Origin of the sequence: Burkholderia metallica (assembly GCF_001718555.1) — a bacterium.
GTDB classification, from domain to species: Bacteria; Pseudomonadota; Gammaproteobacteria; order Burkholderiales; family Burkholderiaceae; genus Burkholderia; species Burkholderia metallica.
The window spans coordinates 766,183-788,265 of record NZ_CP013401.1 but is presented as its reverse complement, the minus strand read 5'-3'; the positions used below and the strand labels follow the sequence as shown (position 1 = coordinate 788,265).

At 57.9% G+C, this 22,083-nt stretch carries 16 protein-coding genes; 2 read left to right on the top strand and 14 right to left on the bottom strand.

Going from position 1 to position 22,083, the window contains the following annotated elements:
- Window positions 1-362: 362 nt before the first annotated feature.
- From WJ16_RS03530 to WJ16_RS35735, 14 genes are all read right to left on the bottom strand, one after another.
- The gene (locus WJ16_RS03530; RefSeq protein WP_084636001.1) at window positions 363-1,319 is read right to left on the bottom strand and encodes a phytanoyl-CoA dioxygenase family protein; all 957 of its coding nucleotides are present in this window, start codon (window positions 1,317-1,319) and stop codon (window positions 363-365) included.
- A gap of 140 nt (window positions 1,320-1,459) precedes the next feature.
- Window positions 1,460-3,793: a glycosyltransferase family 2 protein gene (locus WJ16_RS32805; RefSeq protein WP_236858175.1), complete on the bottom strand. Its 2,334-nt coding sequence runs from the start codon at window positions 3,791-3,793 to the stop codon at window positions 1,460-1,462.
- Between the two features lie 193 nt (window positions 3,794-3,986).
- Entirely contained in the window at window positions 3,987-6,251 is a 2,265-nt protein-coding gene (locus tag WJ16_RS03525; RefSeq protein ID WP_084635999.1) for a glycosyltransferase family 2 protein, read from the bottom strand.
- Between the two features lie 20 nt (window positions 6,252-6,271).
- Complete coding sequence (rfbC, locus tag WJ16_RS03520; RefSeq protein WP_069255866.1) at window positions 6,272-6,814, bottom strand: dTDP-4-dehydrorhamnose 3,5-epimerase; 543 nt, start codon at window positions 6,812-6,814, stop codon at window positions 6,272-6,274.
- Entirely contained in the window at window positions 6,811-7,695 is an 885-nt protein-coding gene (rfbA, locus tag WJ16_RS03515) for a glucose-1-phosphate thymidylyltransferase RfbA (RefSeq protein ID WP_069255865.1), read from the bottom strand. Before rfbA ends, rfbC begins: the two co-directional genes overlap by 4 nt.
- An 18-nt stretch (window positions 7,696-7,713) precedes the next feature.
- A complete protein-coding gene (gene rfbD, locus WJ16_RS03510) occupies window positions 7,714-8,604 on the bottom strand; it encodes a dTDP-4-dehydrorhamnose reductase (RefSeq protein ID WP_069257944.1) in 891 nt (296 codons plus the stop codon).
- A gap of 2 nt (window positions 8,605-8,606) precedes the next feature.
- On the bottom strand, window positions 8,607-9,665 hold the full coding sequence (gene rfbB, locus WJ16_RS03505) for a dTDP-glucose 4,6-dehydratase (protein ID WP_069255864.1): 1,059 nt from the start codon (window positions 9,663-9,665) through the stop codon (window positions 8,607-8,609).
- A gap of 101 nt (window positions 9,666-9,766) precedes the next feature.
- Window positions 9,767-12,676 carry a rhamnan synthesis F family protein gene (locus WJ16_RS03500; protein WP_069255863.1) on the bottom strand — a complete coding sequence of 970 codons (2,910 nt, stop codon included), beginning with the start codon at window positions 12,674-12,676 and terminating at the stop codon, window positions 9,767-9,769.
- Window positions 12,677-12,678: 2 nt separating this feature from the next.
- Window positions 12,679-14,529, bottom strand: coding sequence for a methyltransferase domain-containing protein (locus WJ16_RS03495; RefSeq protein WP_069255862.1), 1,851 nt, complete (start codon window positions 14,527-14,529; stop codon window positions 12,679-12,681).
- A 42-nt stretch (window positions 14,530-14,571) separates the two neighbouring features.
- Window positions 14,572-15,225, bottom strand: coding sequence for an ABC transporter ATP-binding protein (locus WJ16_RS03490; protein WP_069255861.1), 654 nt, complete (start codon window positions 15,223-15,225; stop codon window positions 14,572-14,574).
- A 13-nt stretch (window positions 15,226-15,238) separates the two neighbouring features.
- Entirely contained in the window at window positions 15,239-16,033 is a 795-nt protein-coding gene (locus tag WJ16_RS03485) for an ABC transporter permease (protein ID WP_069255860.1), read from the bottom strand.
- Window positions 16,023-17,135 carry a KpsE/RkpR family capsule polysaccharide export protein gene (locus WJ16_RS03480; RefSeq protein WP_236858174.1) on the bottom strand — a complete coding sequence of 371 codons (1,113 nt, stop codon included), beginning with the start codon at window positions 17,133-17,135 and terminating at the stop codon, window positions 16,023-16,025. Before WJ16_RS03480 ends, WJ16_RS03485 begins: the two co-directional genes overlap by 11 nt.
- Complete coding sequence (locus WJ16_RS03475; RefSeq protein ID WP_069255859.1) at window positions 17,132-18,316, bottom strand: polysaccharide biosynthesis/export family protein; 1,185 nt, start codon at window positions 18,314-18,316, stop codon at window positions 17,132-17,134. The genes WJ16_RS03480 and WJ16_RS03475 overlap by 4 nt, the downstream gene beginning before the upstream one ends.
- A gap of 206 nt (window positions 18,317-18,522) precedes the next feature.
- Window positions 18,523-18,648 carry a hypothetical protein gene (locus tag WJ16_RS35735; protein WP_257785857.1) on the bottom strand — a complete coding sequence of 42 codons (126 nt, stop codon included), beginning with the start codon at window positions 18,646-18,648 and terminating at the stop codon, window positions 18,523-18,525.
- A 105-nt stretch (window positions 18,649-18,753) separates the two neighbouring features.
- On the opposite strand from WJ16_RS35735, the gene WJ16_RS03470 reads away from it, so the two are divergent.
- Both WJ16_RS03470 and WJ16_RS03465 read left to right on the top strand, forming a co-directional pair.
- Window positions 18,754-19,905 carry a glycosyltransferase family 4 protein gene (locus WJ16_RS03470; protein WP_069255858.1) on the top strand — a complete coding sequence of 384 codons (1,152 nt, stop codon included), beginning with the start codon at window positions 18,754-18,756 and terminating at the stop codon, window positions 19,903-19,905.
- On the top strand, window positions 19,906-21,945 hold the full coding sequence (locus WJ16_RS03465) for a capsular polysaccharide biosynthesis protein (RefSeq protein ID WP_076605867.1): 2,040 nt from the start codon (window positions 19,906-19,908) through the stop codon (window positions 21,943-21,945). It abuts the gene before it with no gap.
- Window positions 21,946-22,083 lie beyond the last annotated feature (138 nt).

Sequence of the window (22,083 nt, the reverse complement as noted above, 5' to 3'; positions counted from 1 at the left end):
CACGAATATTTCCGCCATGCCATAGAAAGGCAAATGTAATACGCGCAAAATTCCGGACCAGACTTAGTGGCTGAGTGAGGCGGCGATGACCGCAGGAGGTGTGGAGGATACCGCATTGCAATACAAATGCGAAATATATGTCATCGTCAAAAAAAGACATATGCCGCCTGCCAAAACCAAATTCGTCGGCGTGTCACATTTGTGTCGGCGGGACTGCCCCGGCATCGCGGCGCCTCCCCCTATTCGTTGCGACGACCTGACCTGTGCCGAGCGCTCCTTCATCGCAATGCACGCCATACCACTACGACACCAGCCAATCCTCGGTCATTGGCTGGCCGCGAATGACAATCACACGGGCGGGTTCAAGCGAAACGCACCCACCTGCGCAATTTTCCTGCCAGGGTTCGCGACTTGCGCGTCCCTGCGGCAGATGGCACCACCTCTTCACCGAGATACGAATTAGGCTTTCTCGCGCCATCGACAATGTTGACCAGATTACGAAGCTGCAGGCGGCCCAGATACTCGTCGGAAAATGCAGGCGTGTAGTAAACGCAATCGTCGAAGAAATAGTGGGTCACCTGCGACCAGCGCGACATGGCCGGATCGATTTGAGGGCTCCCACCGTGCAACAAATTCGCGCACCAGATCAGCGCTTGCCCCTTGCGCGCCTCGAATGTCTTGATACCGGCGCCCTTTGCTTCCACCATGGCGTCCCAGATTTCCTGATACGGCAATTGCGCCGATTCACTAGGCACGCCAAACCCTCGCCGGCCAGCCATCGCATTATCGATCATGGGCCAATTGTGCGATCCCGGGACGAACTGAAGCGGCCCCGCCTCCGCCGCGACATCTTCCAGTGCGACCCACACTCCGCACATGAACCGTTGCGGGATCGACGAGAAGTGCACAGCGTCGGTATGCAACTTTTGCTGCGTACCGACCCGGAAATTGAGCGTCTGAAATGGAAATGCACGTCGGCCATACAAGCGCGCGAGCAAATCCAGCATCTGAGGATTGGCGGCAATCGCCTTCACGTCCGGATCATTGATCCATGCGTCCTGAATGCGCCCGGCCGCATGAAACACGCCGTCCGCGCTCAATCCAGTGTCGGCGAACCGCGGAGTCAGGCGCTCCCGAATACGCGCAATCCGCGCGCCGAGGTCAGGATCCGGGAAATCGATCACAGCATAGCCGTTACGGTTCAGAGCAATCGCGATCTCGCGCTCGGCAGGTGTCAGCTCGGCCTGGGCAATCTCGCTATCGAAGAGCGGCGACTCGATCAAGGGAATGCCTGGAAGCAGGCGCTTTTTTTCATCCATGAATATTCCTTCGGCGTTACTTGATTCCCGCCGGGCCATCCGGAAGAATCACACAACTGCCACATTCACCATGATTTGGAAACCGCGCATGTTTCTAGGCGGCAGACGCAACACACATCCAGTCAAATAATTCAACCCACTCAGGTGCGCCAAGGATCACTCAGCCTTGGGAAATCAGCAATGGTAAAATCTTCTCGATCGAGGGTCAAATTTTGATTATAGTACGGGTCATTTAAACGATCCGTGCGCCAACGAGCAAGCATAAAATTCTTTTCCCCATTAAATCTCGCACGCTTCTCGGGAGACATTTGGTCGTCCCCGCGACTGTAGGATTCATAATGGTTCAAGACTGCATAAGGCGTCCACAATATTCGGTAGCCCTCCTCTCGCACTCGAAGGCACAAATCTACATCATTGAATGCAACCGGAAGATTTTCTTCATCAAATCCACCGACAGCATGAAATACATCCCGGCGCATGACCAGACACGCCGCCGTGACCGCCGAAAAATTTTGGACGAGAGCCGCTCTTCCAGTGTAGCCGGGATGCAACGAAGGATATAGCCGGTGTGCATGACTGGCGAACCCCCCGATCCCCATCACGACCCCTGCATGCTGAATGAATCCGTCGGCATAGAGGAGCTTCGCCCCCACGGCGCCGATTTCCGGGCGCAACGAATGCGAGACCATCTCCCCGAGCCAATCCGGTTGGATTGCCTCAACATCGTCATTCAGAAAGCACAGTACTTCACCCGAAGCATGTTTTGCTGCAAAGTTGTTGATTGACGAATAATTGAATGGAAAATCATACTTCAGCACCTTCACATCGCTTCGCAACGACAGCGATTGCAGGTAGTCGAGCGTCTCCGGATTCCTGCTTTGGTTATCGACGACAATGACTTCCAGATTCTCGTAGGCCGTCCCGTGAAACACACTGTGGACGCATCTTTTCAGCAGTGGGCCACCATCCCGGGTCGGTATGACGATAGTGACCCGGGGTGCGGGCTCCGGGACCGGATATTGCACCCGAAAGGTTCCATTCAGAATTCCACGGGAAACACGCACTCCGGGCTGGTCCTTGAAAAAATCCTCAAGCGCCCTTCCCCTCGCGGCATCGCCGGTTTTTCCGGCATTTGATTCCAACGATTCGGATTTTCCGCACTGACGAGCATGATAGAGCACGCGCGGAATGTGACAAATCTGGGACGATGTGCTTTCCTTCACGCATCGGAGCGCAAGATCGTAGTCCTGTCCACCTTCAAATTCGACACGAAACCCACCTATCTCGCGCACGAGAGAAGTTCTATAGGCGGCCAGATGAGAAATGATGTCACAGGAAAAAAATAAATCAGGATTCCATGAACTCTTGAAGCATACGTTACTCCTGATGCCACTACCGTCAATCTCATCCTTATCGGAATATATAACGTTCAGCCCGTCGACTTCATTAATCTTCAGAGCAACAAAATACAACGCATGCGGTGAAATTACATCATTAACGCCGAGAATCGCAGTGAACTCTCCTTTGGCAGATTCCAGCGCGCCATTGGTCGCAACCGACGCACGCCCAGTTGCGCTCAGAAAAACAACCTTTATCCGCCCCCCGTGCTTTTGAAGCGATTTCAAGTACGACGCCGTTTTCGAGTCGACGCCTTCATCAACAGCAATGCACAATTCCCAGTTCCCATAGATTTGCCCAAACACCGACTCGACAGTGGATTCCAGAAAATCGACCGAGGCCCCGCAGACCGGAATTAGAATTGAAATCAACGGCTTCTTCGCAAGCGAGTCGATATGCGCCCTGATTGATGCGACGTCGGCCGGGAGCAGCGTATCGAATTTACTTACGTACGACTCGTAGTCCAGCGGCGCGGAATGGAATCGCAATTTCGCGCAATCCGCATACGCCCCTCGCAGATCGGTCAGCAGGCGGCCCCACGTGACATTGTGTTTTCTCGCCTGGCCGGTATTCCTGAATTTCAGCAGATCGCCAACGACGCACTCGGCCATCCGGGAGATTCTTTCCACCCACGATATTTCCGTTATTCGCAGGAACTCCAGCCGAACGACGCCTTCGCCCCGCATGGGCAACAAGCGCAACCGTCGCACCTCGAGCGGGATCCGAATGATGTGCTTGATGTTCCCCGCTCGAGTCGCGGGAATGAAAAAGGAATCCACATCCGAAAAACCCGCCCCGGCATCCATCTGGAGCCGAGCCACCAAATGCGCTCCGCGTCGGATCATCCTGGACTCGACATATACCCAGCCGGTTGGCACGACTGCGTTCCCGTCTTCCGGTTCCAGATCGAAAGCGGGATCATCTCCCGTCGACGTCCAATCGAAAGATGTCGTCCCCGACAAGGCCAGATCCCGGACCGGATTGACCTTGAATCGAACGGTGCGACGAACTATTGACAGGAAGAGATCTCTCATATTGCTCGGAAAAGGTAACTCTGGATCGGTGGCATGAAGCATGCCGGCGAGAATCGGCTCCCGCCCCGCCGAGAGGATTGCTTGCCCGCAAACGCGCGCGGATTGCCGGCAACAACCCGCATCCCACTACAGGCATACCTGCCCGGCCATGCTCTGCCACCTCTAGAGCACGAACGATCCCCCCGCGCATCAGCCCGGGGCAAGCGTCGACGAATTGATTCCCAACGATCCGTTGTCAGGTCGACGTTGTGCCGGGCGCATGTCGTGCGAGACGCCGCAGCGAGGGCACACGTGGCGGCCACGCCAGTTGACAATCGAATTGATCGAGAGACAGATTCGGGTTATAGGCTGGATCATTCGCGATCAGGTCACGCCAATGATGCCGCATGTAATCGATCTCCGCGGTTGCCCGGGCGATCTTCTCGGCAGTATCGTCCCGGCCGCGCGTGGCCGACTCGTGGTGATACAAGACGGCATGCGGTGTCCAGACTACCGTATAGCCCGCCTCTCGCACTCGAAGGCAAAAGTCGACATCGTTGAATGCAACGGCGAGATCGCGTTCGTTCAATCCACCGAGTTGCCGATACAGCGATCGCCTGACGACGAGACATGCACCGGTTACCGCAGACAACGACTGCGTCGTTACAGCACGCGCCTGATATCCCGGTTCGTCGCGCCCCAAACCGCGATGCAGGTGATCGGCGCAGCCGGCGAGCCCGACGATTACGCCCACATGCTGAACGGTGCCGTTCGAATAGAGCAACTTGACACCGACAACGCCGACCTCCGGGCGCGACGCATGCCCCATCACCTCGTCGAGCCAGTCGCCATCGATGATTTCGACATCGTTGTTGACAAGCGCCACGAACTCCCCTTGCGCAATATCGACCGCGCGATTGTTGAGCGCCGAGTAATTGAACGGACTATCGTCCCGGAGAATTCGAACGCCCCGATCGACCGACAGCCGCGCCATGTAATCAAGCGTGTCCGGATCATCGGACCCGTTGTCGACGATGATGATCTCGAAAGCGGGATATTGCGTTTTTGCGAAAATCGAATCGACGCAACGGCTCAGTAGCGAGAATCCGTTACGCGTGGGAATGATGATCGTGACGAGCGGCGCCGGTTTCGGAACGGGATACCGTACGTGACGGCCGTATTCCGTCGATGTGACCGTTGCCTGAACCCCGGCCCGCGCGAGGTGACGTACGACTGCGAGCCTGCCTGCATCGCGTGCATCGCGTTCGGCAACCAGATCCCGACTCGATTCAGGTTCGGCACGCGCGTGATATAGCACGCGAGGAATGTGAATGATCCTGTCCCGATGGGTATGTGCTAGGCAGCGCAGCGTCATGTCGTAACACAACGCAGCCCCGTGGCGATGATCCCGCCCGCCGGACGACGTAAAAACATCGGTCCGGTAAACGCCCAGACCGGAAAACAGATCCGACGAGAGCATCAGATTTTCGTCCCAGTCGCTCTTGAAGCGCGGACTGTGTCGAACGCCTTCTCCGTCGATGCAGTCCTCGTCCGAATAGAGCAGGTCGACGTCGGGAGATCGCATGATCGCATCGGCCACGACATAAAGACTATGGCGCGGGAGTACGTCGTGCTCGCCGAGGAACATGACCCACGCCCCGCTCTCGGCGAGCGCCCGATCAAGCGTCGATCGGGCTTCCGCCAGAGGGTGGCGTCCAATCACACGGATGCGCGTATCCGCACGAATGTCCAGTGGAATCAATTCAGCGAGATCCGGGCCCGGACGGCAATCGACAATCAGGAGTTGCCAATGCGCGTAGATCTGCGTCACGACCGAACGGATGGCCGTTTCCCAGTATGGCGATCGCGCGTCGGACACCTCCACGCCGATCGCAAACGTCGGGCCACCGACAAATTCGCTTAGATTGTCCTGCATGATCCGGCAGGTATCGGTGCTCGGCGTGTCGAAGTGACGAATCCAGTCCGGGTATCCGACCAGCAGTTCCGATGCATCGAACAGACGACAGTAATCGTGCCACGCCCGCGCAATGTCGGCTCGATCGTGGCGAGCCTCCGGCAAATCGTAGTCGTCGCCGCATGGCTTGTACCTTGGGTGCAGCGCTTCGAGCTTGGTCATGAGGCGCGAAAGCGCAAACCGCGTCGTGACCCTCGCGAGGCGAAACGTCTCGATTCGGTCGACGGAGCGATCGTCGAGATCGATCTCGATTTCGATCTTTCCGCGTGCAGGGAGATGTACGAGCCGCTTGCGCACCTGGCGTGCGTCGAGTTCCATCGCGAGCGTCGCGGACGATGGTCCGGCGTGCAGCCTCAACCGCGCTCGCACCTGCGCCGCCCGGCCATTCGGGCGAAGCTCGATCATGTACCAGCCTGGCAGCAACTGGACGTCGACCAGGTAAGCCCGGGATCCCGGCTGATCATCCGACGAGCGCGATTCGGCATCGGACAGATCAACCAGGAAGGGCATCCCCCACGTCAGGCGCAGGGCATTGAAGTCAAACATGGACTGGCGCGGGAAACGACTCAAAAGTATTCTGCATCCCTGAAAGCAGGCGCTGCCCCGTCCTTTCCGGACACCAGCGGTTCACCGGAGATGGGCCATTCGATAGCAAGCGTCGGATCGTCCCAGCGGATCGCCCGTTCGGCATCCGGATACCAGTAATCGGTGGTCTTGTACAAGAACTCCGCTGCATCGGACATGACGACAAAGCCGTGCGCGAAACCTTCCGGAACCCATAACTGGCGCTTGTTCTCCGCAGACAACACCACGCCGACCCATTGCCCGAACGTCGGCGACGCGCGACGGATATCGACCGCGACGTCGAACACTTCCCCCGCGACTACCCGAACCAGTTTGCCCTGTGCGTGACTGATCTGATAGTGCAGGCCTCGAACGACGTTCTTCGCCGATTTCGAGTGATTGTCCTGCACAAACTCGACGGAATACCCAACCGCTTCCTCGAATACGCGATGGTTGAAGCTTTCAAAGAAGAAGCCGCGTGCATCACCGAACACTTTCGGATCGAAGATCTTGACATCGGGAATGGCAGTTGCAGTTACGTTCACTGGACCTTTCCTTCTTTCAGAATGTTCAACAGGTAGCGGCCATAGCCATTTTTGCTGAGCGGCTGCGCGAGACGTTCGAGCTGTTCGGCGTCGATATAGTCGAATCGATACGCAATCTCTTCGACGCATGCGATCTTCAGCCCTTGCCGATGCTCCATCGTAGCGATGAAGTGCGACGCCTCGAGCATCGAATCGTGCGTACCGGTATCGAGCCATGCGAAACCACGCCCCATGGTCTGCACGTTGAGCAAACCATCCCGCAGGTACAGGGCGTTCAAGTCGGTGATCTCCAACTCCCCGCGCCGCGACGGCTTCAACGATTTCGCAAAGTCCACAACCTTCTCGTCGTAGAAGTAAAGGCCCGTCACCGCATAGTGCGATTTCGGAACCTCGGGCTTTTCTTCGATGCTGATCGCCTTGCCCGTCGAATCGAACTCGACGACGCCATACCGTTCGGGATCCTGTACGTGATAGGCGAAGACCTGCGCACCCGAGGTCTTGTCGGCCGCCCCCTTCAACAGGCTGTCAAGATCATGCCCATAAAAGATGTTGTCGCCCAGAATCAGCGCCGACGGGTCCCCACCGATGAAAGATTCTCCCAGGAGGAACGCCTGAGCGAGACCGTCCGGACTGGGCTGCACCTTGTATTGCAGACGAATCCCCCATTGCGAGCCGTCGCCCAGCAATTGCTCGAACCGTGGTGTATCCTGGGGCGTCGAGATGATCAGAATATCCTGGATCCCCGCCAGCATCAGCGTGCTCAGCGGATAATAGATCATCGGTTTGTCGTAGATCGGCAGAAGTTGCTTGCTGACCGCCTGTGTCGCCGGATAAAGACGGGTGCCCGACCCTCCGGCAAGAATAATGCCTTTGCGCTTCATGCTTGTTCTTCTTTCGTGTCAGTCGTGCAGTTGCTCGAAAACGTAATCAACACCGTGGCGCCAATCCGGAAGCGATATTCCGAACGTCGACATCAGCTTGCCGCAATCGAGTCGCGAGTTCATCGGTCGCTTCGCAGGCAGCGGATACTCGTGTGTCGCGATCGGTGCGATATCGGTCGAGCGCAATTTCAGATCGAGACCCCGTGCTTCCGCAAGCGCCACGATGTGACGCGCATACGCGCACCAGTTCGTCTCGCCCGATGCTGCGAGATGGTATGTCCCGAACGCAAAGCGTTCGCGATGCTTGAAATAGCAGGCGACTAGGTGCGCTGTCACATCGGCGATTAGCGCAGCCGAAGTGGGCGCCCCCGTCTGATCGGCCACGATGCGCAGCTGGTCGCGTTCACCGGCGAGGCGCAGAATCGTCTTGAGGAAATTGCCGCCGTGCGCGCCCACGACCCAGCTCGTTCGAAGAATCAGGTGCTGCTCATAGGCTTGCCGAATGGCATCCTCGCCTTTGCACTTGGTCGCCCCGTAGACCGATTGAGGGTTGATGGGAGCGTCCTCCCGGTACGGCTCTACACCCGTGCCGTCGAATACGTAGTCGGTCGAGTAGTGGAAGAGCGACACGTTGCGCGCGCGCCCCCATCGAGCCATGACGCCCGGCGCCTCGGCATTGACCGCTCGGGCCTGCTCCGGCTCGCTCTCCGCCTTGTCCACTGCCGTGTACGCTGCAGGATTGACGATGAGGTCGGGTTGATGGCGATCCAGCGCCGCTACGATGCTGGCGGCATCGCCGAGATCCATGTCGCGGCGAGTCAGCGCGACCACCTGTCCGAGCGGCGCAAGCGCACGCCGCAACTCGAAGCCGACCTGCCCATTCGAACCCGTAATCAGGATGCGCGGCATCGTCATTCTCCGTAGTGGCTTTCGATCCACGTACGATACTGGCCACTTGTGACGTTCTTCACCCATACCTGATTCGTCAGGTACCACTCGACCGTCTTGCGGATACCGGTATCAAATGTCTCCGCAGGTTTCCAGCCAAGTTCGCGCTCGAGCTTGCGCGCATCGATCGCATAACGGCGATCATGGCCCGGTCGGTCCTGAACAAAGCTGATCTGCGCCGCATACGACTTACCGTCATCGCGCGGCTGCAGTTCATCGAGGATCGTGCAGATCGTACGCACGACCTCGATGTTCGGTTTTTCGTTCCAACCGCCAACATTATAGGTCTCACCGAGCGCACCATTCGCCAGCACCGTGCGAATCGCTGAACAGTGATCCTTGACGTAGAGCCAGTCGCGAATCTGCTGACCATCGCCATAGATCGGCAGCGGCTTGCCTGCGAGCGCGTTCAGGATGATCAGCGGAATCAGCTTTTCGGGGAAGTGATACGGACCATAGTTGTTCGAGCAATTGGTGGTCACAACCGGCAACCCGTACGTATGGTGCCACGCGCGCACCAGATGATCCGATGCGGCTTTGCTCGCCGAATAGGGGCTGTTCGGCTCGTACGCATTGGTTTCAGCAAACGGCGGATCGTTCTGCGCAAGCGTGCCGAACACTTCGTCGGTAGAGACGTGCAGGAACCGGAATGCGCGACGCTCGTCTTCCGAGAGATCCGACCAGTATGCGCGGACCGACTCAAGCAGATTGAATGTACCGACAATGTTCGTCTGGATGAAATCGCCCGGGCCGTGAATCGACCGGTCGACGTGCGACTCGGCCGCGAAATTAATCACCGCACGCGGTCGATGTTCGGCAAGCAGCTTCGAAACAAGCTGACGATCACCGATGTCGCCGCGAGCAAAACTGTATCGTGAATCGCCTTCCAGCGATTTCAGCGTGTCCAGGTTCCCTGCATAAGTCAACTTGTCAAGGTTGACGACAGGTTCATCGGAACCTGCCAGCCAATCGAGAACAAAGTTTCCGCCGATGAATCCGGCTCCCCCCGTAATCAGCAACATGCTAGTTACCTTTACTCACTTCAATTGATTGATGTCCTATGCGTGATCGCGAGGCATTCGTCAAACTCGAACCCTGTCTTCCTCGCAATCACGTATCCAGCTTACTCGACCACAATGCCTCGGCCGCAGTAGAAATCATCGAGGGCAAGCGCTGAAAAGACCTGCTTTTCGTTGCCGGACAATCTCGCCACGAACCGCGAAAACAGCTCCTCGCAACTCGTCTTGCTGATTTGCAGTGTCCCTGACATCTCGTCGCGGAAACGGACCGCTTCCTTGACGAAATCCATTGCGCCTTGCTGCAACTCGTGCCGGCATTCCCGCCCCTGATCGATGTAATCGCCCGCTTCGCGATACTCGACGGAATCGGAAGATGCATAGCGGATCACCTGCTCGTCATCCGCGCTCAGCATCTTTTCCAGCAAGAAGCTGTTGAGGAACATCAGCGGCGCAGTCGGCGCCCGCTCCACCCCTTCCGCAAAGCATCCCGCCACCGTGACACCGTCGCTGGCTTGCAGTGCCTGCCCCTTCGTATCGGTCATCAGATAGAGACCATGCACCTTCTGATCGAGCAGCTTGACCAGATGCCGCTGAATGGTCGCGCCATAACCAACATCGACCACGGCCCCGTTACCATCGGCATCGAGCCCCTTGTCGCGCAAGTAATCCAGCGCGCTTTCACGCTCCACACTCGCCTGCCTGAGAATGTGAGGCGTGATGAAGTGCAGGAACGGGCGAATATGGTCGATATCGTGATCCATGATCGTCAGGGGCTCGTTTCGCGACCATACCTTTGCCCGCTCGCATGCTGCCCACTGCCGATCGTCCAGCACGGTGCCAAATCGCTCATCCAGGAACATCGCCATGGATGCGCCATAGAAATTGTTTGCCGCCGCAATGTCGAAAATATCCTCGACCGTGCGAATGCACGGCACGGTGACCGCCCGACGTGAAATCAGCAGATATTCGCTGCGGACCGCGTTCTCCTGACCTTCCTGCCAGCAATCAAAGACCTGCTTGAGGAACTTGCCCTCGCGCGCCAGAAAATACAGGCGATCCAACTCGTTGTCTCGCACCTTGTCACGCAGCCATTCCGAAAAGGCAACCACGACCGGACCGAGCAGGCTGTATCCGACCGCGCGCGCGTTCGCGCCGAACATATCGTCGGCCGAAAAATCGGGGTAGCTGATCGGCCCGAAGTTTTCCGACGCAAGCGTGCCGAACAGAAACTGATCAGCCGCCGGCGCGGTTTCCGCGTTCGGGACCAGATCGGTGAGTCGCGGCATCGCGCGCATCATGTTAGTCGGTTTGACAATGTGCAATGCCCTGATGCCCATATCCGCAGGGATCTGGAAATCCGACCGCTCGTTGTCGCCGATCATCACCATTTGGTTCGGCGTAATTCTCTCCTGAGCCAGAATGTGCTCATACAGCTTGCCACTGTCCTTGCGTACACCGACTTCAGACGACAGATAAAGGTGGTCCCAACCGTCGATGCCGCAGCGCTTCAGCATCTCCTCAATGACCGGACGCGTCAGGAACATGTCGCTGGCCAAGATGACCCGTTTGCCCTTTTGTGCGGCAAATTTCAGGAGCGTCGCAACTTCACGCCTCGGCCGGACCGACTGGATTTCGAGTTCGATTTCCCGGTGGGGTGTCAGGAATTTCCGCTCGCCGCGCTGCTCGACGGCAAGCTGAGCGTAGATGTCGTGGATATCGACATCGGTCCCCTTGATTTCTCTCGCCCGGCCTTCAGCCTGCACACGAAGCTCGCGGAACCCGGCGATCCCGTTCCGTACATATTCGGCATCCAGCAGGCACTTGACGTAGTCGGCATCGAGCAATGGCCGCGTTAACAGCGTGTCGAAAATGTCGAACGCAACGACCTTCACATCGTCGTTCGCGATCGCGGAATGCAGATGTTCAAGCGGCCGATCAATATACTGATTGAGCCGCCAGCGCGACCAGCTCGGCGTGCGCGTATCACGAAGGACACCAAGCTGGAAATTGCGTGACGTCGGGATGACGCCGAGCATCCGCTCGATGCCATGCGCCAACGTACCGTCGGTCTGCCCCTGCTCTGGCGGGAAATTGCTCCACTCCAGCCCTGCTTCCAACAGCGGTCTGACCGCTTCGGTGCACGCCCAGAACATCGAGCCGGCCGGGAAATCAAAATAACCGTCCGGGAGTTTCTCCACGCCGAAACGCGGAGCCCATGCTCGCGCCACGCCCGAATTGGCCAGCCACGTATTGGCCATATAGGGCAGGTTGTAGAAACATTGCGGATAGATCATGCCGTAGCGGCCACTCTTGAGCGCTCGCAAAAACAACGCGATCCTTTCAGGCTGCTCGAAAAGCGAATTCAGCAAGTACTCACGCCAGCCGTCCGTTTTCCCGTTGTTGTACAACGACTTCTTGGTCTGGATATGCGAAATGACATCGTATTTCGCCATTTCCTTGCCGAACTCGACAACGAACGGCGCGATATCGCGCCCGATATTGGGCACCACGCGGACATCGACCCGTGCAGCATTCGGAATGGTCGAAAAAACCCTTGCGACAGACTCGCGGGCGGCCTCGTTTGCAGTCGAGGCATAAAGGTCGAACGAGCAGGGTATCCGGCTCAGATACTGGGCGAACTCGCCAGCCAGATCCGCATAGTACATATGCGCGTGCACCGCGACGGAAATACCCTGAACCGCGGATACGTCGATACCACCCGGACCAACGAACTCCGCCGGCTGCGCACGCATATGGTCGAGATCAGGCCGGTCCGAAAAGTCGCCGCCTTCGATCCTTTTGAGGAGATCATTTATCCCGGAATAATTTTCCGTAAAATAAGTGAAATTGGCCGACGGCTTTCTTCCGATCCGCGCACCGATCCATAAATAATGATAAGCCGGCTCGAGACCAATCCAGGCGACGTCCGGGTACTCTCTCAAATACCATTCGGCGTCAAAATGCTTCCAACCGCGAATTGCGGCTACCTTTCTCTCATTGATAGCTTCAATCACAGTTACACCCCTTTTTTAACAATGCGACCTTCTTTAATACCATGATTGATATAGTGCCGCAGAGGATCGGTTCTACCCTCCAGAACATCGGGGTAAGTGGCAACATAATCATCTGAATCGAACAGCCCTTGCTCCTTCAGCGAGACTTTCTGCCACTTGTGGCTGAAATAGGCCGGAAGCCAGGCGAGCGCCCGCGCCTTGGTGGAAGTTGAAAATCCTTTGGTCAAAACGGAGATGACCCGGCACAACCATTCGATCTGCATGGTCATACTCGAGATATGCTGATCGCGCTCCTGAATCAGTCGCGTCAAACCGCCGATCTCGCGAAAGCGCTCGTGCAGGCGGTCATCGCTCGTCGCTTTCTGGGCGGCAACGTCGGCGAGCCGGGCTTCAAAAGTACGCTGCCTCTCCGCAGAATCCGCGTGCCCCTTCGCAATTTCCGCGGTCAGGGCCTGCATCTGCCGGCCCAATTCCTCGATATGCAGATCGCGTTCTTGAATGATCCGTGTCAAACCGCCGATTTCACGAAAACGCTCGTGCAAACGGTCGTCGCTGGACGCCTTTTGAACAGCTAGTTCCGCAAGCGCGGCCTCGAAAGATTCTTGTCGGGCGGCGGTACCGGCACGCTCCCTCGCGAGCTCCGCCGTCAATGCCTGCAACTGCGTACCCTGTTCGTCGCGCTGCTGATCGTGTTCCCGTACAAGCTGGACCAGATCGTCGATTTGCTTATGCAAACGCTTTTCGTTCGCCGCCCGCTGAGTGTCGAGTTCCACACGTTGCGACTCGAGCGTCCGCTGCAACGCGGTGACATTCGCACGCTCCCTGGCGATTTCGGCAGTCAGTGCCTGCAACTGGTCATCCTGTTCCGCAAGTTGCTGGTCGCGTTCGCGGACACGCGCCATCAGCGCTTCGATGCGTTCCTGCAGACTCTCCTCACTTGAAGCATGCCGGGCGGCCAATTCCGCAAGCTGTACGTCAATGGACTGCCGCAACGCGGCTGAGTCGACCCGCTCGGTCTCAAGCGCCTCGGTCAGCGCCCGCAACTGGCCGCTTTGCTCCTCGATACGCTGGTCTCGCTCCTGAACGAACTGCGTCAGACCGCCGATCTGCACGTGCAGGTGAGCTTCGCTCGCCGCTTTCTGGGCAGCGAGTTCGGCGAGGCGTGCCTCGGAAGAACGCTGAAGCTCTGTAACATGCGCCACTTCATCACGCGCTTGGCGCAGAAGTCGCATGTCCTCGCTTTCTTCTGCCGCATTGACAATCAGCGACGACCGCCAGTTCAGCGCATTGGTACAACGAACCTTGTTGTGGACAAAATCCAGATTGAGTTCGGCGTCACAGGGCCCACGACGGAACACTGCGCAGAAATCGTTCCAGGAATCGATTTCCCGTTCCGCGATGAAGCTTTCCACAAGGATCAGATCGAACCCTTCGCTACGCGCCAGATCCTCCAGCGCAAGCCCCGAATCCGGATAGAAACGCCAATAATCCTTCGGATAACGATGCACCGAACCGTTGGAAGGCGCACTTATATAGATGTGACCGCCCGGCTTCACCTTGCGGCACATTTCGATAAAGGTGCGCCAGAAGGCGTTATCGTGTTCGAAGACCGACGAAGCGATGACCAGATCGAAATGCGCATCCGGCACGCCCCAATCGTTGACGCTCGTGATGACGATGTCGACCCCGGCGCCGGCCTCGAAATCCAGCCCGACGTACTCGGCGTTGCGCGGAGAATGATCTCGCAGCGTGCCATTGATATTCTGCGCACCGATCTCAAGTATTTTTGACGAGATCGAAGGCAGATAAGTACCCATGACCAGACCGCCGATCTTATATGCAGTGTTATGCATATACTGATTCCTTGTATATAGAGTTCATTCTCGCTTTATATTTCAAAGCGACTCATAAATTTGAATCGCGTCTTCCACGGTTTCACAAGTCTTGAGTACGCCATTATCCAGGACAGCCGCATGAGTGCAGACATTGCGGATCAGGTCCGTCTGGTGCGCAACAATGATCATCGCTCGATCACCGCGTTTCTCGAACAGTTCGACGTTGCATTTCTGGTGAAAGCGGTGATCCCCGACCGACATGCCTTCATCGATCAGGAAACAGTCGAATTCGATCGACATCGAGATGGCAAACGCCAGCCGCGACGCCATGCCGGAAGAGTAGGATTTGACCGGCTCGTCGAGATACGAACCCAGTTCTGCAAAATCCTCGACCAGATCCAGCGTCTTGCGATAATCAACGTTGTATATGCGGGCAATCAGGCGCACGTTGTCTTTGCCCGTCAGGCTGCCCTGGAACGTGCCGCCAAATGCCAGCGGCCACGACACCGACATCGTCTTGACTACCTCGCCGGAATGCGGTTTGTCCGACCCGCTGATAATGCGAATCAACGTCGATTTCCCTGCACCGTTGCGCCCCAGGATGCCCCACCGCTCACCTGCCCGAACACGAAGGTTGACGCCTTTGAGCACTTCTCGATGCGACCGCCCGTGATGGATCGAGTACCGTTTAGTGACATTACGCAGTTCAATCATGCCCGACCCCAGCTCAGTTCAACTGCACACGCCGAATGGCGATATGCGCAATCGACAGAGCAAAGAGAGTAAAAAATGACAACACTGTCACGGTATAGCCGAGGTAGTACAGCGTCGGCATCCGATCGCCGTAGTAACCATGGTGGAAATACTCGACCGCATCAACCAGCGGAAAATACGTCAACAGTTCGGCGAGTTTCGGAGGCAGAACGTACGTCGGAATGAAGACCCCCGAAAAAGGAATCATCAAATAGAGGATGACGTGCGAAATCCGCTCGATCGCCTCGCTCATCTCGGACAACGCCGCCATGGTCATCACGAAGTTGAACGAAAACCAGACGACCAAAAAGTATCCCAGAATCATGCTGAGCAGGTCGGCCGGAAGTTGGCAGATACCGATCACGACCAACACTGAGTACAGCACAAGAAACGAAGCAGTAGCGCCTGCGAATTCGAGAATGATGCGTGAATACAGTATATCGATCGGCCGAATCGGCTTGTGATGCAGCAATGAGCGGTTGTATTCGATGGCCTTGATTACCCGGCTCGTCGTGTTTCGCCAGAATAGCAGGGTGGGATAGCTGACAGCCAAATACTCGGCCACCGAATACTTTGCCTTTGTTTCGGTATGGCTGAAGATAATCATCACGCCAACCACGAACATCGCCGGCTCAGCCATCATCCACAATACACCCAGCCCTTCGCGGCCAAAGCGAGTGATCATCTCGCGCATGACCAGCGCCCAGACCACCCTGACTTGGATGCGCGCCTGCTCCCAGAATGTCGGCGGACGATAATCAGCGGTCATAGTGCTCTTTCACTCCACCGATCACGATGGTCAACACGCCCCACAGAATAAGGCCGAGCAGGAAGGTAGCGAGAATGGCACGTCCGCGGCGCGGACTCATCGCATAGTCCGGCAGGCTGGGTTCAGAAATGCGCTCGAGGTAGAGCTGCTTGCGCTCGGCCTCGACACGCGCCTGATCCAGCAACGTGATGGCGCCGGCAAGGATCTTGTCGGCAACTTCCTTCTCCAGTGTCAGGCGCTGAAATTCGGCCGCCTTGCTGGCGAGCGATGCCCCTTGCCCGCCGGCCACGCGCTGGCTCACCTGATCGATCGCCTGCTGCAGCAGCTTTGCGCGATCCCGCAGCGTCGGCAGCCCCGGATTGTTCGGCGACAGTCGCTCCATTTGGGCGATCTGCACGCGAGTTGCAATCAGATCGTCCTGAAGCTTGCCCACCTGCTGCAGCGGAATCGTCGACTGACGCTCCGGGTCGATCACACCCGCGGAATTCCGGTAATGTGCTAGCGCCAACGTGGCGACCCGGTCACTTTCCTTGGCCACGTCGACGTCGTGCTGTGCTGAATTGATCAAATCCGCGCGGGCCCGGGTGTTCATCTGATTGACGATCCGCTCGCCCAGTTCCAGCAGGCGCTTGTTCATGCTCCATGCAAGATGAGGGTCGTACGCGTTCGTGCTCAAAGTCACAATCGGGGACTCGCTATCGACCTTTGCATCGACAATATTCTTGCCGTAGTAAAGGTAGAACTCTTCCAGACTGTCATTCAAGCCAAGGAAGGAAAAACGGTTAAAAAAATCAATCGCCCCGCTCTGGAAGGCCGACTTGATGTTCTGCTCCTTGTCCAGCACCATCATCGCATCTCGAGATAGGATGTATTTCTGAACCGTATACGAATCCCCCTCGGACTGAGAAAATCCCCCGACACCCTTCAGCAGGCCGCCCAACCCCGAAACACTGGATTGCTGCGGGCTACGAATCAGAAAACTGCTGACCGACGTATATTGATCGCTCGCAATGAGACCAAAATAAATAATTGAAATAGCAGTAGGGATAACGACCGTTATCAAAAACAAACGGTTAGCGCGCTTCAGAAATTTCATAATCATTTGAATGTCTGGACGCCAGACACGATCGGATAAGCGACGGAGAACACCAAATTCAGCACCTTCTGCAGTTCCGCGACCGGCGCATTGGAAACGTAGAGAACGTCCTTGTTGCCCATCATGAAGCTTTGCGCCACGAAGAACGAATCCGGATCCTTCAGGTTGATGTGATAGATAACCGGAACTTTGCCGTTCGCCGTCGTGCGCACCGGCTGATTGGGCCACTGGAGCGCTTGCTGATCCTCCAACCGGAAGATGAACACGCCCTGCGCGTCCGAGCGCGAATCTTGTAGACCGCCCGCCCGCGCCAACGCCTGCGCCAGCGTAATACCTTGCGCCTCGAAATTGACTTCCTCGTTCTTGCCCGTCGCGCCAAACGCCGTAAAGCTGTAAGGCTGGAACAACGCCGTGACGACGTCGCCCGCCTTGAGCGGCACATTCTGGCGCGGGTCGCGAATCACCGACTCCAGCGGCTCCTGCGCGACGGTTTCGCCACGCGTCACCTGAATCATGATCTTGTTGATCGGCTGCTTGACGCCGCCGGCTGCAGCGACTGCGTCGAGCACGCGCTCGCCGCGCGCGCTCAACTGCATGCGCGTGCTGCTCGACACATCTCCTACCACGGTGACGTACGAGGTTTCGTTACGCGCCAGCTGCACTAGCACCTGCGGGTCGTGCGCGATGGTCTTGAGACGCGCGGCAATATAGGATTGCAATTGACTTGGCGTACGACCCACCGCCTTTATCGCGCCAACGAACGGCACATGGATGTTGCCGTTTCCGTCGATCACTTGCGTCGGCAGCTTGGTCAACCGTGCGCCGGTTGGGACACTGCTAGGCGTCGGGGCGTCGCTCGTACCCCCGCCAAACAGCGTGGCAGGCGGCGCTTCCCAGATCGACACCTCCACGACGTCGCCCACGCCCAACTGTTGCTGAAACGCAGAGTTGTCGCCCAGGGTCGCTGCGAAGTCCGTATTCTTTCGGCCCGCATAGAGTTGCCGCGCAATCTGGTCAGTCACATCAACGACTTGAATGCCTTGCAGACTGACCTGATTTGTGCCAGTACCGCTGGCATTAATTTCGGAACGACTGGGCCCAGACGTGGGAATGGCCCCGCACGCAGCCAACCCAATGGCACCGCCGATGGCGGCGGCCAACAATACACCGCGATTTAAACTCTGCATTTAACAATCCAGTCATTCAAAGGCCGCCGGATTTTACCGCACAATGTAAGATGTACCGGTAAATTTCCCGGCATGGCGCAGCCGAAACGTCGATAGGAAACCGTCAGGTTTCGTCGGCATTTGGCAGTCCAGCTCCCCGGTTTTACACGTAGCCGAATCCCTCGTCTGGTAAGGTGCGGGCCGGTGCGGCACAAAATGGGGCGGGCTCAGTAGTCATTGCTGCCGCGCAAGGGCGCGAGCGGATCGGTAAATCTGACATCAAACTTCAGTTGTTCGGCATGCTCGCCGCTTGCGCTGATCAATAAACGCGCACGCACGAATTGTCCCGCCATGCGAGATGCCATAGAATTACCCGGCGGAATTGTTGCATGAGCCATCAGGCTTGGGCAAACAGAAACATTCTTCATTTTCCGCACGCACAACCAAATTGCACCCGCGTGACAAAAATACTTCTAGACGTCACCCGTCTTGCCACCCGCTTTTATGATGGCCTGATCCCCACCGGGGTAGACAGAGTTGGACTGGCGTACATCCGCCGATACGGCGATCGCGCACGCGCAGTCCTGAGTGAACGCGGTTTTTCCACCGTTTTAACGGAAAAAGACTCACAGAAGACGTTTTCGTTGCTGCTGTCGCCCGATCGCGACCGATGGGCGCTGCGCAGAATAATTGCTTCCGCGTTGCTAAACCGGCTTCGATCGACGAAATTCGATCGCGCAATTTTGTTGCATACAAGTCACAACGGGATGGAGTTCACCCGTTACTATCGGGCGATGGCGCAACGCAACGCGCACGCGGTCTTCATGGTCCACGATCTCATTCCGCTGACGCACGCCGAGTACTGCCGCCCCGGTGTGGACGCATCGCATCGTGCCCGCATCCATACCGCACTACGTTATGCGAGCGGCCTGATCAGCAATTCACAGGCGACCTACGACGAACTGGCGAACGAAGCCCGGCGAGCGTCGCTGCCGCTCCCCCCCGTCGTCGTCGCGCCGCTCGCACCCGCCGTGGAACCTCATCCGCCGAGCATGGCTCCGATCGAGGCTCCCTACTTCGTGATGCTCAGCACGATCGAGCCGCGCAAGAACCATTGGTTCATCCTGCACGTCTGGCGGCGCCTGGTCGAACAGATGGGAGAATCCGCCCCCAAGCTCGTGGTCATCGGTCGGCGCGGCTGGGAATGCGAGAACGTTGTCGATATGCTGGAGCGCTGCGCCACGATCCGCGGTGCGGTCATCGAAGAATCGGATTGCAGCGACGAACGACTCCATGCTTGGTTGCAGCACGCGCGGGCACTCGTCTTCCCGTCGTTCGCCGAAGGCTACGGCATGCCGCTCGTCGAAGCGTTGATGTTGGGCGTGCCGGTGCTCGCCAGTGACTTGCCGGTCTTTCACGAGATCGCGTCGGACATTCCTGACTATCTCGACCCGCTCGACGGACCGGGATGGCTCTCGCGTATCCGAGAGTACGCTCGTTCGGACAGCAGCGAGCGTGCGAATCAACTCACGCGGATCGAGCGCTTTCGAGCCCCGACCTGGGGCGAGCACTTCGACCGTATTGATGGCTTCCTCGATTCGCTCCGGTAAATGATTCCGGCCCCTACTGAGCATCCGATGACGTCCGCCCCCCGAGGATTCGACGCACGTGCAATCGCACGAGGCAAACGCTTGATAGGCTGGCTGACCGGAACGTCGCCGTTCGTGTGGATTGACTCCCGGCTTGGCGTCGCGCTTGCCCGAACTTCCGCGTCGATCGGACGCCCTGTGTACCCGGTATGCCCGGGCCCCGTCTTCGCCCGCCACGCAGCGCATGCGCCGCCCCTTTCGTGGTTCCATGTTCCATTGGATCTGGTTGCCCGCGGCGGGCTGGTCGGGGCACTCGAGCGCATGCTCAAGGCCTCTCACATCACCGACACTGACGAGCGATGCCGCGACCTGATACGCCGAGTGCTCGACAGCGACGCGTTGCATGTTCGGCATCGGGTAGCCGCATTGCCGAATGCATGGCTCGAATCCGGCAATGCCAAGCGCATTGTGCTGATCGATGAACGCGAAACGTCGCATGTCGACATGTGTACTCGTGCAACGCTCCGCCGCCGGAACTTTGCTGCGATGGCGGATGCGGCGTGTGCTGCACACCCCGACGCCGACCTGTGGATCCTGCGCTCAGCCGATGCAGGTGTCGGCAATTGGCTTTCGACGAAGACGCAACTGCCCGGAAAGGCGAGGATCCTCGACATCGCGCATTCCTTGCGGGACGTGCTGCGGCGCGCCGATGCCGTCCATGTCGTGGGTGCGTCTGAAGGGATGGCGGCACTTCTGGCCGGCGTACCCGTCCATGTGTTCGGCACGCCCTACTACGCAGGCTGGGGACTGACGCACGACCACACCGCCATGCCGGAGCGCCGTGCACGCCCTTCAGTATCCGCATTATTTGATGCCGCATTCCTGCAGCTCGCGTGTTACCTTGACCCGACGCATGGCACACAAGGCACGCTCGATACCGCACTCGACTGTATCGAACTGCAACATGCCGTCGCCGACCGGTACAGTGATCTCGGCCGAGTGGCCGGCGTGCGCTTCCAATGGTGGAAGCGGCCCTACGCCACCCCCTACTTGTCCGCGGGAGGCGGAGCGCTGCGCTGGATCGCGGATCCGCGCGATACCGATGCCGACGAACACGCTGCGATATGGGGCGGACGATCAGCCGACGGCCTGCCGACCGGCGTCGCCCACGTCCGGATCGAAGACGGCTTCATCCATTCGACGGGACTCGGTTCCGACATGTCGCCGCCGTGCAGCCAGGTAATCGACCGCCGCGGCCTGTATTTCGACGCGAGTCGTCCAAGCGACCTGACCGTCATCCTCAATCAGACCACGTTCGACGAAGCGGAATTACAGCGCGCGGCAACACTCAGGCAGGAGATCGTGCGGCTCGGGCTCACGAAATACAATCTCGGCCGTCAGGCGCCGACATGGCATATCCCCCATGACAAGCATGTCGTGCTCGTGGCCGGCCAGGTTGCCGACGACGCGTCAATCCGTTTGGGAACAGGCACGATAGCCACATCGGAAGCATTGTTGAAGGAAGTGCGTGCTCGCCGGCCGGATGCATTCATCATTTACAAACCGCATCCGGACGTACTGTCCGGTAATCGCGCCGGTCTCGTCGACGCGGAACATCTCGCGGACATCGTCGACACGGACGCGGATCTCATTTCGCTGATCGACGTGACGGACGAACTACATACGCTCTCGTCACTTGCCGGCTTCGACGCATTGATACGCGGGAAGGAAGTCCATACCTATGGCCTGCCCTTTTATGCTGGCTGGGGACTGACGCAGGATGCGCTGGAACAGCCGTGGCGCGAACGTCGACTATCGCTCGACATGCTGACGGCGGGGGTGCTGCTTCGCTACGCGATCTATTGGGACTGGCAGCTCTCTTTGTTCACGACGCCAGAGGCAATCGCCCGGCAACTCGCGCCGAATGCGGCCCGGCCGCTCGATAAAATACGCGGAAACCGCGCCCGCCCGCTCGTCAAGGCAATACGCTGGACTCGCAACGCGATCCGTTATGCCGGCTGGCAAGGGCAGCAGTATTTTCGCAATCGAGCGATGCACTGACGACGATCGGCACAGTGGGTGCCTGACGACATAGTCGCTCACGGATGCATCGGGCACTTGCCGTTCGAACCGGTTCAGATGCCGTTTGCACGGCACGCACACGCGTCCTGCCCGTTTCCCATTACGTCAACCAATGTC

What these genes read in the sequence shown, in the direction of transcription:
- WJ16_RS03530 (WP_084636001.1), bottom strand. Translation starts at nt 1,319, where the DNA reads ATGGATGAAAAAAAGCGCCTGCTTCCAGGCATTCCCTTGATCGAGTCG.
- WJ16_RS32805 (WP_236858175.1), bottom strand. Translation starts at nt 3,793, where the DNA reads ATGCTTCATGCCACCGATCCAGAGTTACCTTTTCCGAGCAATATGAGA.
- WJ16_RS03525 (WP_084635999.1), bottom strand. Translation starts at nt 6,251, where the DNA reads ATGTTTGACTTCAATGCCCTGCGCCTGACGTGGGGGATGCCCTTCCTG.
- rfbA (WP_069255865.1), bottom strand. Translation starts at nt 7,695, where the DNA reads ATGAAGCGCAAAGGCATTATTCTTGCCGGAGGGTCGGGCACCCGTCTT.
- rfbD (WP_069257944.1), bottom strand. Translation starts at nt 8,604, where the DNA reads ATGCCGCGCATCCTGATTACGGGTTCGAATGGGCAGGTCGGCTTCGAG.
- rfbB (WP_069255864.1), bottom strand. Translation starts at nt 9,665, where the DNA reads ATGTTGCTGATTACGGGGGGAGCCGGATTCATCGGCGGAAACTTTGTT.
- WJ16_RS03495 (WP_069255862.1), bottom strand. Translation starts at nt 14,529, where the DNA reads ATGCATAACACTGCATATAAGATCGGCGGTCTGGTCATGGGTACTTAT.
- WJ16_RS03490 (WP_069255861.1), bottom strand. Translation starts at nt 15,225, where the DNA reads ATGATTGAACTGCGTAATGTCACTAAACGGTACTCGATCCATCACGGG.
- WJ16_RS03485 (WP_069255860.1), bottom strand. Translation starts at nt 16,033, where the DNA reads ATGACCGCTGATTATCGTCCGCCGACATTCTGGGAGCAGGCGCGCATC.
- WJ16_RS03480 (WP_236858174.1), bottom strand. Translation starts at nt 17,135, where the DNA reads ATGATTATGAAATTTCTGAAGCGCGCTAACCGTTTGTTTTTGATAACG.
- WJ16_RS03475 (WP_069255859.1), bottom strand. Translation starts at nt 18,316, where the DNA reads ATGCAGAGTTTAAATCGCGGTGTATTGTTGGCCGCCGCCATCGGCGGT.
- WJ16_RS35735 (WP_257785857.1), bottom strand. Translation starts at nt 18,648, where the DNA reads ATGGCGGGACAATTCGTGCGTGCGCGTTTATTGATCAGCGCAAGCGGC.
- WJ16_RS03465 (WP_076605867.1), top strand. Translation starts at nt 19,906, where the DNA reads ATGATTCCGGCCCCTACTGAGCATCCGATGACGTCCGCCCCCCGAGGA.